The organism is Streptomyces sp. SID3343, assembly GCF_009865215.1.
In the GTDB taxonomy this organism is placed as follows: domain Bacteria; phylum Actinomycetota; class Actinomycetes; order Streptomycetales; family Streptomycetaceae; genus Embleya.
On the sequence record NZ_WWJX01001203.1, the window covers coordinates 1 to 11,852 of the forward strand.

The following is an 11,852-nucleotide window of genomic DNA, read 5'->3' on the forward strand; positions in this document are numbered from 1 at the left end:
GAGGCGCCGGGGATGGTGCCCCTCGACCCGCGCCGCCCCCGCGCCCGGGCCGCCGTACCGCGTCCAACGCCGCACCCATGCCTGTGTTCATTCTTTGCTCCCGACTGTCGTGGAACGGGCCGATCCGGTCGATCACGTCGACCCGATCGCCCCCTTCGCAAGGCGGCTGCCCTGCGAACACGACCGACGTTAGGAGCCGGAGACACCACCACCGAGAAGTACGAAAAGCCGATCGTCGCCCTGGAAAATCGGGCGTCCCCGCGCCCTCTTCCGCGCCCCGTCCCGACCGGAACTCACCCACATGCCTACCGAAACCCGACCGAGACCCGCCCCAACTCGTCGGGCGCGCGGACCGCACCCACCGAGTGAGGGACCCGCTCCCCGTCCCACCCCGCACAAACGGCCCACGACACACCGCAACCGCCGACCACAAAGGCCCAGCCCACCCGAAACCCAGGCCACACTCACTCACGCCACACGACGTGGGGCCCGCTACGAAGATTTCGTAGCGGGCCCCACGCAAACAATCGACTCGTTCAACAGGTCCGATCAAACCCACCGATCGGAGCACCCGTCCCAAAGTCCCGGAAGACCCTGGGACCCCCAAGGCCCGAAAGCCCCAAAGCCCCAAAGCCCGAAGGCCCGAAGGCCCCAGAGGCCCCAAGGCCCCAAGGCCCCAGAAGCAGCCTCAGACCTCCACGACCACCGGCAGAATCATCGGCCGACGGCGATAGGTGTCCGACACCCACTTGCCCACGATCCGACGCACCTGCTGCTGCAACTGGTACGACTCCGCCACCCCGTCGGCGGCCGCCCGCTGCAGCATTTCCTCGATCTTGGGGATCACCGCGTCGAACTTGGCGTCCTCGATCCCCGAGCCACGAGCCGTGATCTGCGGACCGCCGACCACCTTGCCGCTGGACGAGTCCACGGCGAGGAACACGGATACGAAGCCCTCTTCGCCCAGGATGCGTCGATCCTTGAGCGAGGACTCGGTGACGTCGCCGACGGACAGACCGTCCACGTAGACGTAGCCGGCCTGCACCTTGCCCGTGATCTTCGCGACGCCGTTGACGAGGTCGACGGTGAGGCCGTCCTCGGCGATGACGACGCGGTCCTTGCGCACACCGGTCTTGATGCCGAGGTCGGCGGCGGCGCGCAGGTGGCGCCATTCGCCGTGCACCGGCATCAGGTTGCGCGGACGGGTGAGGTTGAAGAAGTACAGCAGTTCGCCCGCCGACGCGTGGCCGGAGACGTGCACCTTCGCGTTGCCCTTGTGGACCACCTTCGCGCCCCAACGGGTGAGCCCGTTGATCACGCGATACACGGAGGTCTCGTTGCCCGGGATGAGCGACGACGCCAGGACGACGGTGTCGCCCTCGACGATCCGGATCTGCTGATGCGAGCGGTTGGCCATGCGCGACAGCGCCGCCATCGGCTCGCCCTGCGAACCCGTGCACACCAGGACGACCTCGTCCGGCGGCAGATCGTCGAGCGTCTTGACGTCCACCACGAGACCTGCGGGGATCTTCAGGTAGCCCAGGTCCCCGGCGACCTTCATGTTGCGCACCATCGAGCGGCCGACGAAGGCGACCTTGCGCTCGTAGGCGTAGGCCGTGTCCAGCACCTGCTGGATACGGTGCACGTGGCTCGCGAAGCTCGCCACGATGATCCGCTGATCGGCGTCCGCGAAGACCCGGTCCAGCACGCCGGCGATCTCCCGCTCGGCCGGGATGAAGCCCGGGACCTCGGCGTTCGTGGAGTCCACGAGCAGCAGGTCGATGCCCTCCGTGCCCAGGCGCGCGAACGCCGGCAGGTCGGTGAGGCGGTTGTCCAGCGGGAGCTGGTCCATCTTGAAGTCGCCGGTGTGCACGACGGTGCCGGCCTCGGTGCGGATCGCCAGCGCGAGCGCGTCCGGGATCGAGTGGTTCACCGCGATGAACTCGACCTCGAACGGTCCGAGCCGTTCGATCTCGCCTTCCTTCACCTCGAGGGTGTAGGGACGAATGCGGTGCTCGGTGAGCTTGGCCTCGAGCATGGCCAGGGTCAGCTTCGACCCGATCAGCGGGATGTCGCCCTTTTCCCGCAACAGGTACGGGACCGCACCGATGTGGTCCTCGTGCGCGTGCGTCAGGACGATCGCCTCGATGTCGTCGAGACGATCCCGGATGGAAGTGAAGTCCGGCAGGATGAGGTCGACTCCGGGCTGCTCCTCCTCGGGGAACAACACCCCGCAGTCGACGATCAGCAGCCGGCCGTCGAACTCGAAGACGGTCATGTTTCGGCCGATCTCGCCGAGACCACCGAGCGGGGTGATACGAAGCCCACCCTTGGGCAGTACGGGAGGCGGGCCGAGTTCCGGATGGGGATGACTCAAGTTCTCTCCTCGCCACGCGGGCTCGCCCCGCGGCCGTATGGACTGCGGGACGAGACGCGCAAAAGCTCGTGTTCGGCCCGAGCGGATTGTGATACCCGTTCGGGGCACTGCTTACAGATATACCTGCCTACAGCTCTACCCCACCCGCACCGAGATCCTGCCTGAGCTGCGCGACCTGGGCCGGTGTGGCCTCGATCAGCGGCAGCCGCAGCGGACCGGCGGGCAGGCCCTGCAATCCCAGAGCGGCCTTGGTGAGGATCACGCCCTGGGTACGAAAAATGCCGGTGTAAACCGGAAGCAGACGCTGGTGGATCTCACGCGCCTTGGCGATGTCACCGCCGATGAAGGCGTCGATCATCGCGCGCAACTCCGCCGCGACGAGGTGACCGACCACGCTCACGACGCCAACGGCGCCGATGGACAAAAGCGGCAGGTTCAGTACGTCCTCGCCGCTGTAGTAGACCATGTCGGTCTCGGCGATGACCCGACTCGCCGACGAGAGGTCGCCCTTGGCGTCCTTGTTCGCCACGATGCGCGGGTGCTCCGCGAGCCGAAGCAGGGTCTCGGTCTCGATCGCCACGGCGCTGCGCCCGGGGATGTCGTAGAGCATCACCGGCAGCTCGGTCGCGTCGGCGATCGAGGTGAAGTGCCGGTACAGCCCCTCCTGCGGAGGCTTGCTGTAGTACGGCGTGACCGCGAGCAGACCGTGCGCCCCGGCGGCCTGTGCCCGGTGGGCCAGCTCGACGGAGTGGCGCGTGTCGTTGGTGCCGACGCCGGTGATCACGTGGGCACGGTCGCCCACGGCCTCCAGAACCGCCCTGACCAGCTGCTCTTTCTCCGCGTCGCTCGTGGTGGGCGACTCACCGGTGGTGCCGTTGACGACGAGTCCGTCGTTGCCGGCGTCGACCAGGTGGGAGGCCAGGCGCTGGGCGCCCGGGAGGTCGAGCGTACCGTCGGCCGTGAAGGGGGTCACCATCGCGGTGAGGACCCGACCGAAGGGGGTCTGGGGGGTAGACGTCGGAGCCATGGCCCAAACGGTACCGGGCGCACACCTGACCTGCGGGTAGCACCCGCCCTATGAGCCTTCGTCCGCCCCCGCGCGCCCGTCACACACGCCCGGTGCAGGCGAGGGACGGCCGGACACGACAAAGGATCAGACGCTGCCCGCTCGGGGGTTCGAGCAGCGCCTGACCTCTTTCAGTATCGGGCTATTGCGACCGGAACATTAGGGAATCGGACGAAAAACTTCCGATGTCACTCTTTGTGCCGATTTGACCACTCAGATGGTTCAGTACCTTTCGGTACTTGTGGCCCAACTCGGCCGTTCGTGGTGAACGCGGCACAGGTCGGCGCCATCTGTTCGGCCCACGCGGCCGGCATGCGCTCGGCGGGCATCGTCTCGCGACTCGCGCCTCGCGCCGCGCGGACACGACAGGCGTGTGGCGTCCTCACGCTTGGTCCGCGGGCTTCCGCGGGCTTCCGCGGGCTTCCGCGGCCCGAGCGGTCACCCGGGGATGCTCACGGGGCGAGTAGGCAGGTGAGTGGGCTACACCCTAGCCGGGAGCCGACGTCCTCCCCGATGACGTGCTCGACGGCGATGACGTGCTCGACGGCGCGGTGGACGGCGCGGCCGTCGACGCAGACGGGCCGCCCGACGTCGGCGTGGAGCGCGGCACCACGACGGTGCCGGGTTGGGTCGCCGGCCCCTCGGCCGGTCCGGACGGCGCGCTCGCGGCCAGATCGCCGCGGAAGGTGACCGTCTGCGTGCCGCCCAGACCGACCTCGATCCGGATCAGCGCGGGGTTCAGACGCAGGCTCGTGCACTTGTAGTCGACCGGTCCCGCGATGCCCGCCGGGATGCGCACTTCCAGGCCCGAGCCGGGCGGGATGCTCAAGCGGCAGGGGCGATGCCCCTGCGCGTCGGCGATCCACACGGTCAGGCTGTTGGCCGAGAACGTGATCCGGCTGCGGTTGTCGACGTTGAGCCGCGCCACGAGCGGCACGCTGCCGTCGGTCGCGGCGGTCGCGGTCGAGTCCTTGCGCACGTCGGACACCGTCACCCTGGCGCCTTCGCCGAGTTCGGCCCAGCTCGTGCCGAAGCGCAGTTCGCGGCCGTTGGGGGCGGCCTCACCCGGCGGTTCCGCGGCGCCGCCGGGCACCGGTTGCCCCGGCGACTGGCCCGGCAGGTTCTTGTCCGGCAGGTCGGTCGGGTTGCCGGTGGCGCCCGCGTTGGCCGCCTTCGCCTTGTCGTCGGCGATGGTCGGGCCGACCACGCAGCCCGTCGCGAGCGTCGCCAACACCGCGCACACCGGGGCGATTCGCCGGATCCGGACCCCCATGACCCACCTTCGTCGTCGCGCCAGACCTAGGGGAGACAGCGTTGCACGCCTCGACCGGGGCGTGAACGCCTACGGGCGCGTGTCGCCCACCGGGATACGCGTTCCGCGAGCAGCGGACGCGGGCAAGCTCCGCACGCGAGAATCACCCGAACTCGACGATGGGGGCGCCATGTCCGATCAGTACGTACGGCCGGCCCGCGCCGGAGACGGCCCCGCCTTGGGCGCCGCACACGCCCGGGCGTGGCACGACGCCTACGCGGGAGTGTTGCCGGCGCTCGCGCTCGAAGCCGCCACGCCCGAGGCGTTGGCCGCCGAATGGGAGGACGCGGCCGTTTCGCCGCCCACCTCCCGCCATCGCCTGCTGGTGGCGTGCGACGGCCCGGACGTGGCCGGTTTCGCGGCACTCGTCCCCGGCTCCGACGAGGATCTGGACCCGGATCGGGTCTCCGAGCTGGCCATCCTCGTGATCGACCCGTCGCGACAGCGCGCAGGGCACGCCTCACGGCTGCTCACGGCGGCTGTCGCGCACGCGGGCGACGACGGCGTCGGCACGCTCGTGACGTGGGTTCTGGAGGCGGACGAGGCCCTGTACGACTTCCTGGCCGGCACCGGATGGGCACGCGACGGCGCGAAGCGCGAGTTGTGGGTGGACGAAGCCGGGCTCACGGTCATTCGCCAACTCCGGCTGCACACCTCGGTACCGGATCCGGTCGCCGATTGAGCCGATGCGACTCCATGGAGCCCCTGGAAGCTCATGGAACCCCTTGGAACCCCTTGGAACCCCACGGAACCCCTTGGCACCAACCTCCTGGAACCCGATCGAAGCCGATCGAACCCGATCGAAGTCGTTCCAAGCCGATCGCACCCGTAAAGAGAGCGGGGAAACGAAGTGGCCGGTGGGAAACACGGTGAACGCCACACCGACACTCCATTGAACAATGTAAGTCAGCCGTCTTAACGTGGGCGCCGTGAGCCGAACTCCGACCCGCGAGCGCCTATTGCTCACCGCCGAGCGGCTGTTCGCCGTGCACGGGATCGACGCCGTCTCATTGCGGCAGATCAGTGTGGCCGCGAGTCAGCGCAACAATTCGGCTGCGCAGTACCACTTCGGCAGCAAGGAAATGTTGATCCGGGCGATCTTCGGATTTCGGCTCGCCGCGATCAACGAGCGGCGCGAGGAGATGGTGCGCGAGCTTGTCGAACGCGGCCTCGACCGGGACCCGCGAGCCCTGGCCGAGGCCATGGTGCGCCCGCTCGCCGAGCAGATCGACGTCGGGGGCAGCTTCTATCTACGCTTCCTGGCGCGGGTGCACCAGCACTCGGGTTCGGCCGTCTACACGCTGCCGGCGATGGGACTGGAGGGCACCACTCCCGAGTTCGCCCGGCTGATCGACATCGCGCTCGGCCGGCTGCCGACCGCCGTCCGCCGCAACCGGCTGCGCCTGGGCGGCAGCCTCGCGGTGCACGCGACCGCCGATCGCGAACAGCGGGTGCACGAGGGGCAGGCACACGACGTCCTGCCGCCCGCGGCGTTCGTCGAGGACCTCGTGGACGCCGTCGTGGGCATCCTCTCGGCGCCGATGTCCGCGCAGGCACGGGCCGCGCTCACCGCCCTCGACACCGCGACCCTGATCCGTCGCGACACAGGTCAGACCCGCGTCGCGCAGCAGGGCCAGCGCCCGCACTTCGTGGAGCAGCGGGGCCGAGTCGGCCGCCGACTCCACCGTCTTGATCTTCCAGTGGGCGGTGCGCCACGACGTGGTGTGCCGCGGGGTCAACGGACGTGGTCGGTCGTCGATGTGCAGTTTCTCGACGGCGGCCGAGACGAGCGGGTCCATGATCACATCCTCCCCCGGGCCGGCCTCCCCGCAGTGGAGGAGGTGTGTGAGTGGACGGGCCCGTCGACCAGAAGCCGGGCGATCGCCTGCGCGATGGGCAGGTTCGTGTGCGCCTGGACGAAGCCGAACTCGCCGGTGCAGTTGGTTTCGAGGTACCACCAGCCGCGGGCGGTGACGACGAAATCGAGGGCGGCGAAGGTCAGGCCGAGGTCGCGTACGTGCGCGACGCAGGCCCGCTCGACGTGGGCGGGCATCGTGATCGGCGCGTAGTCGGCCGTACCGTCGGGTGCCATCCGCCAGTCGAGTTCGCCGTCGGTGGTGATCGCCGCCGCGAACACGTGGTCGTCGACGACGGTTACCCGCGCGTCGTACATCCGGTCGTCGACGAGGTCCTGAAGGTAGTGGATCGTTCCTGCTATCCGGTCGAGATCGTCCGAGAGGCGGATCCGGGTGGTGGGCACGAGCGAGGTGTGGCGCTGGGTGAGCGCCTTGAGCACGACCTTGTCGTCATGGTCGGCGATGAACGCGCGGGCCGCGTCCGGATCGCTGGTGAACAGAGTGTCGGGCACGGTCAGTCCCACCCGGGCGGCGGCGGCCAGTTGGGTGGGGCGCAGTCGCGAACCGGCGACGACCGTCGGATCATTGCACCACACCTTGAGCGGCTGGGCCTTGAGCAGGCCGAGCAGCGCGGTGGTGTTCTCGTCGGCGCGCCACCGCTCGTCGGCGAGGTCGTGGCTGTCCGGCCGGGTGGGCTTGCGCCAGTACACGGCGCAGTGTCGGTCCAACGACACCGCACGGCCGCGATGGCACAGGGCGGTGCGCCAGTGCCCCGCGGCGTAGCGGGCGGTGATCTCGATCTCGTCGCGCAGGCGCCCCGGGTCCAGGCGCAGCACGGTGGCGCGGCCGCCGAGATGACTCACCACCAGGTCTGCGGTGAGGTCCTGCTCGGCGGCAACAACCACGACGTTGGGGCCGTCGTCAGTCATCCTTGTGGATGCCGCTTTGGTCCTGGGTGCCGGTGTAGTCGGCCACCAGGAAGGGGTCGGCCGCTCGGATCAGGAGCGTTCCCCCCGGGGTGACATTGGCGCCGACGTCCGGGTCGTAGCGGTGCTCGGGCAGCGGACGCGCGCTCCGGGTCGGCGGTTTGGCTCTGCGATCGAGGATCAGCGGTTGCGTCATGAGTCGATTCCTGTCCGTTCCGTGAGTCGTCCCCGTCCGGGTGGTCGGGGTACGGGAGGGCGACCGATGGGAATACGGAGCGTCCCGAGACGCCGTCTTTCCAGTGAACACTGGTTCGTTGCCTGCCACTTCGAGTCGGTGCCAGGTTCCGGCGACTGTTGCGATACCGATTCGAAGGCGCCCGAATCCTGTGGATTTCTCCGATTCGGGCAGGCGTTTCTCACCGGCCCCGCATCTTTAAGAACGCATGACCCATGTCCTGGGTTTCATGCGCGGGGTGTGACGTTGTCCGAACCGGCGGTCTCTCGGCCGATGTCTCCCAATTGGGAGACACGCGGATACAGCTCGACCACGCACCGTGACGAAAGCGCGCCGGGCCGGACGACGTGATCACGTCGTCCGGCCCGGCGCGCCCAAGCTGCCACCGAAGATGCGCGATGATGCGCAAAGCTATGCCAATTCCGGCAAAGTCGCGCTATCTCATGCGCGTTCGCGTGAGATCACTCCGAAGTACCACCCGACCCCGAAACCATCCCTGCCAGTTGCCGGTCGGCCGCTGCCTGGATGGTGTCCTTGTCGCCGATCTCCACGTCCGGAATCGCGTCCGGCAGCGCGTCCTCCATCCGGCTGAGCGGCCGGTACAACAACCCGAGCAGACCCCAGACCCCGAGTACCACCCCGACCAGGACCAGCAGCAGGCCGGTACCTCGCCCGGGCCCCGTGCCCAGGACCACGCCCACCGAGCTCGCGAGCGCCCCGTCGGGGAGCAGGAGCGGTTCGAACACTCGGTCCGCCAGCGGGCCCGCGGTCACGAAGCCCAACGGCATCATCGACATCGCCAGCATCTGATTGGTGGCCAGCACCCGGCCCTGGAGTTCCATCCCCACCTTGGTCTGGATCAGGGCCATCCAGTGCGAGTTCAGGATCATCAGCGCCGCCCACAGGACGAACAGTCCGATCGCGACGACGACCGGTTCGGGCCGGCTGCCCGCGAACACCGCGGCCACCCCGACCAGCGAGGTGAAGCCGATCATGCCGGTGGCCCGCCGGGTGGTGCCGCCCCACAGCGCCATCACCAGGGCGCCCAGGACCGCGCCGATCCCACCGAACGCGGTGACCACGCCCAGCGTGACGGCCGATCCGTCGGCCAACACCATCGGCGTGACCAGCACGGTGGCCACCGCGAAGAGGTAGTTGAAGACCACGAAGAAGACCACCATCGCGACCAGTCCGCGCCGGCGCACGATGTAGCGCCAGCCCGTGACCACCTCTCGCAACAGTGGTTCCTCGCGCTTTTCGAACAGCGTGTTCGGGAAGCGGACCCGCAGGAGGACGGTCACCCCGATCAGGAACGTGACCATGTCGAAGAGCACCACACCGTGCAATCCGACCGCCGCGACCAGGACCCCGCCGGCCAGGGCCGCGAGCATGTCGCCGGAGCCGGTGCCCAGTTGGGCCAATCCGTTGGCCTGCCCCAGATAGCGCTTGGGCACCAGTTGGGCGATCGCCGCGATGTAGGCGGGCCGTTGGAACGCGTTGCAGACCGAGCCGATGCACGCGACGACGTACACATGCCAGATCTGCAAGTGCCCGGTCCACAGCAGCACACCCAGCGAGAGCATCCCGGCTGCGGCCGCGGTATCGGTGAAGATCATGATGCGGCGCCGGTCGTAGCGGTCGGCGACCGCGCCCGCGATCGGCAGCAACAGCACCGCGGGCAGCACGGCCGCGACCGAGATCATCGCGAAGTCGAACGCCGAACCGGTCTGGAGGTAGACCCACACGCCCAGAGCGAACGTGGACAGCGCGGTGCCGATCATCGACACGAACTGTCCGCCCGCCACCTTCGCGAACGTCGACAGGCTCGGTCGGGCCGCCGCCGGGCGCGGCGTCGGCCGATCCGCGGCGGGCGTCGGGCCGGCCGACCACGAACTCAACGTCGCGGCCAGTTCGGCCGCCTGGTGCTTGAGGAAGTAGTGGCCGGCGCGCGGGATCACCGCGAGCTCGACGTGCGGGCCGAAGTGTTCCCACTCGGCGTAGCGCTCCTCGTACAGCAGCGTCGCCCGGTCCTTGTCGCCCACCACGCACAGGATCGGCGCCCGCACCGGCGTGGGTCGCTCCTCGCCGTAGGCGCGGGTGTAGAAGTCCTCGGCCTGGCGCACGTCGTGGCGCAACGCCCGTATCAGATAGCGCTGTTCGGCGTCGTCGTAGACGTCGGTGAAGCCGCCCATCGCGCGCAGGAAGTCCAGGTAGGCGCGGTCGGAGAGCATCCGGTCGCCGGGCAGCTTGCGGGAGACCCATTCGGAGAACCGGCCGGGCAGCCGGGCCGCCGGGAAGGTACCGCCCAACGCGACGCCGCGCAGGTGTGCGCCGGCCGCCTCCAGGCGCGCGGCGAGCGCGGTCGCGAGCGCACCGCCCAGGCAGTGCCCGTACAGCAGGATCGGTCCGTGGATCCGCTCGGTGATCTGTGCGGTCAGCCGGTCGGCGAGGGCGTCGAGGGCCTCGGGTTCGTCGTCGGGACGGCTGGGGTCGTGGCCGGGCAGTTCCACCGCGTACAGCCCGTGCCCCACGGGCAGCGCGTCCGCGAGTGGCTGGAAGGTGATCGGGCTGCCGCCCCCGTACGGCACGCACACCAGGGTCAGTGTGGTCGGCCCGGTGCCTCGGGTGAGCTTGTGGAGCAGGACGCGCGGACGATCACCCGCGTCCGGTTCGGCGGCGCGCTCGTCGAGCAGCGCGGCGAGTTCGCGCACGGTGGGGTGTTGGAACAGGTCGATGATCGACAGGCCCCGGCCGATCGTGCGTACCGCCTGGACCGCGGCGAAGCTGTCACCACCCAGCGCGAAGAAGTCGTCGCTCGCGCCGACCCCGTCGATGGACAACACGCCGGCGAACGCCTCGGCCACCGCCGTCTCGGCCGGCGTCTGCGGTTCGACGTGCCCGCCCTCGGCCGGCGCGATGTCGGGGGCCGGCAGGGCAGCCCGGTCCACCTTCCCGTTGCCGGTCAGCGGCAGCGCGTCCAGGACGACCACCGCCGACGGCACCATGTAGTCGGGCAGCCGGGTCCGGGTGGCCGCCCGAATGGCCGCGCCGTCACCGGCTGTCGCCGAGTCCGTGACCACGTAGCCGACCAGCTTGCGGGCGGAGCCCTCGCCGCGGGCCACCACGATCGCCTCGCGCACCCCGGGCTGCGCGGCGAGTTCGGCCTCGACCTCGCCGATCTCGACCCGGAAACCGCGGATCTTCACCTGCTGATCGGCGCGGCCGAGAAACTCGATCAGACCGTCGGGCAGCCGTCGGACCAGGTCGCCGGTGCGATACGCGCGCCGACCGGCCAGGTCGACGAAGCGCTCCGCGGTCAACTCGTCCCGGCCCAGATAGCCGCGCGCCACCCCGGCGCCGGTCACATACAACTCGCCCGGGACCCCCACCGGCAGTGGCCGCCCGCGCCCGTCCACGACATGCGCGCCGACGTTGCCGAACGGCAGCCCCAGCGGGGCGCTCGCCGCGCCGACCGGCACGCCGGTGACCGGGGCGCCCAGCATCGACACCGTGGTCTCGGTGGGCCCGTAGTGGTTGTGCAGCGTCAATTCCGGGCGAACCGCCCTGATCCGGTCCACCAGGTCGGCGCGCAGCGCCTCGCCCGCGCAGATCAGCAGTTCGTGCGGGAGCACGTCCGCGAGGCCGCCGCCGAGCGCGGCCAGGCCCTCCAGGTGGCTGGGCACGAGCTTCATCGCGTCGACTCGATGCGTGTCCAGGTACGCGGCGAACGCTTCGGGGTCGGTGGCCTGGTCGCGGGTCAGTACGTGCAGGCAGCCGCCGCCGGTGAGCGCGCCGAACACGTTGGTGGTGCCCAGGTCGGCGGCGAACGTCGAGACCAGGGCCCAGTTCCACGGCCGCCCGTCGGCGGTGCGGCCCGGTCCCACCCGCTCGCGCAGCCCGTGCAGGTAGTTGCGGTAGTTGCGGTGCTCGACCGCGACCGCCTTGGGCGCGCCGGTGGATCCGGACGTGAACAGCACGTAGCACAGGTTGCCCGGCCCGACGTCCACCGCCGGGGCGCCGGCCGCGGGGGCCGCGTCCGCGGCCTCGGGCCCGATGATCGGCAGCGGGCCGGCCACTCGG

General features: G+C 69.9%; 8 protein-coding genes. 1 reads left to right on the forward strand and 7 read right to left on the reverse strand.

Annotation, left to right across the window (positions count from 1 at the left end; translation table 11 throughout):
• Window positions 1-688: 688 nt before the first annotated feature.
• The 3 genes from GT354_RS37890 to GT354_RS37900 all read right to left on the reverse strand — a co-directional run bounded on the left by GT354_RS37890 (window position 689) and on the right by GT354_RS37900 (window position 4,716).
• Complete coding sequence (locus tag GT354_RS37890; protein ID WP_161360922.1) at window positions 689-2,377, reverse strand: ribonuclease J; 1,689 nt, start codon at window positions 2,375-2,377, stop codon at window positions 689-691.
• Between the two features lie 127 nt (window positions 2,378-2,504).
• On the reverse strand, window positions 2,505-3,404 hold the full coding sequence (gene dapA, locus GT354_RS37895) for a 4-hydroxy-tetrahydrodipicolinate synthase (protein WP_161360923.1): 900 nt from the start codon (window positions 3,402-3,404) through the stop codon (window positions 2,505-2,507).
• Between the two features lie 526 nt (window positions 3,405-3,930).
• Window positions 3,931-4,716: a hypothetical protein gene (locus GT354_RS37900; protein ID WP_161360924.1), complete on the reverse strand. Its 786-nt coding sequence runs from the start codon at window positions 4,714-4,716 to the stop codon at window positions 3,931-3,933.
• Window positions 4,717-4,885: 169 nt separating this feature from the next.
• Between GT354_RS37900 and GT354_RS37905 the strand changes: the two genes are divergently transcribed.
• Window positions 4,886-5,437, forward strand: coding sequence for a GNAT family N-acetyltransferase (locus tag GT354_RS37905; protein ID WP_161360925.1), 552 nt, complete (start codon window positions 4,886-4,888; stop codon window positions 5,435-5,437).
• Between the two features lie 568 nt (window positions 5,438-6,005).
• Here GT354_RS37905 and GT354_RS52975 read toward each other — a convergent pair.
• From GT354_RS52975 to GT354_RS37925, 4 genes are all read right to left on the reverse strand, one after another.
• Window positions 6,006-6,554, reverse strand: coding sequence for a hypothetical protein (locus GT354_RS52975; RefSeq protein WP_202512746.1), 549 nt, complete (start codon window positions 6,552-6,554; stop codon window positions 6,006-6,008).
• A 2-nt stretch (window positions 6,555-6,556) separates the two neighbouring features.
• A complete protein-coding gene (locus GT354_RS37915) occupies window positions 6,557-7,540 on the reverse strand; it encodes a hypothetical protein (protein WP_161356513.1) in 984 nt (327 codons plus the stop codon).
• Window positions 7,533-7,733 (reverse strand): hypothetical protein, encoded by a 201-nt coding sequence (locus tag GT354_RS37920; RefSeq protein ID WP_161356514.1) that lies wholly within the window; start codon window positions 7,731-7,733, stop codon window positions 7,533-7,535. The genes GT354_RS37915 and GT354_RS37920 overlap by 8 nt, the downstream gene beginning before the upstream one ends.
• 500 nt (window positions 7,734-8,233) lie before the next feature.
• A partial coding sequence (locus tag GT354_RS37925) for an MFS transporter (protein WP_161360927.1) occupies window positions 8,234-11,852 on the reverse strand: 3,619 nt, incomplete at its 5' end.

Bases quoted from the DNA above. Each gene is read 5' to 3' on its own strand.
- dapA (WP_161360923.1), bottom strand. From the start codon at position 3,404: ATGGCTCCGACGTCTACCCCCCAGACCCCCTTCGGTCGGGTCCTCACC.
- GT354_RS37900 (WP_161360924.1), bottom strand. From the start codon at position 4,716: ATGGGGGTCCGGATCCGGCGAATCGCCCCGGTGTGCGCGGTGTTGGCG.
- GT354_RS37905 (WP_161360925.1), top strand. From the start codon at position 4,886: ATGTCCGATCAGTACGTACGGCCGGCCCGCGCCGGAGACGGCCCCGCC.
- GT354_RS52975 (WP_202512746.1), bottom strand. From the start codon at position 6,554: ATGGACCCGCTCGTCTCGGCCGCCGTCGAGAAACTGCACATCGACGAC.
- GT354_RS37915 (WP_161356513.1), bottom strand. From the start codon at position 7,540: ATGACTGACGACGGCCCCAACGTCGTGGTTGTTGCCGCCGAGCAGGAC.
- GT354_RS37920 (WP_161356514.1), bottom strand. From the start codon at position 7,733: ATGACGCAACCGCTGATCCTCGATCGCAGAGCCAAACCGCCGACCCGG.